Below are 361 nucleotides of genomic sequence, written 5' to 3'. Positions count from 1 at the left end.
GCCCCACCACCATCGTCCGCACCACCTACGGCCCCACCGAAATGACCCTCTGCGTCACCCAGTACCCCTGGAAACACGGAGAACAGGCCGGCACCACCGTCCCCCTCGGACACCCACTGAGCGGCACGCACCTCCACGTCCTCGACCAACACCTCCAACCCGTCCCCGTGGGTGTCGCCGGAGAGCTGTACCTCGCCGGAGCCGGCACCGCACGCGGCTACGTCAACCGCCCCGACCTCACCGCCACCCGCTTCGTCGCCAACCCCCACGGACCCGCCGGCACCCGCATGTACCGCACCGGCGACCTCGCCCGCTGGGACGCCGCCGGCCAGTTGCACTTCCTCGGCCGCACCGACGACCA

1 protein-coding gene is annotated in these 361 nt (G+C 71.5%); it reads left to right on the top strand.

Annotation, left to right across the window (positions count from 1 at the left end):
- Positions 1-361: AMP-binding protein (locus QSK20_RS31980; RefSeq protein WP_285792331.1), on the top strand; the 361-nt coding region annotated here is incomplete at both ends.

Origin of the sequence: Micromonospora sp. NBRC 101691, from assembly GCF_030269285.1 — a bacterium.
GTDB lineage: Bacteria > Actinomycetota > Actinomycetes > Mycobacteriales > Micromonosporaceae > Micromonospora > Micromonospora echinospora.
Note: the sequence above shows the minus strand (reverse complement) of the source record. Positions and strands in the feature narration are given on the sequence as shown.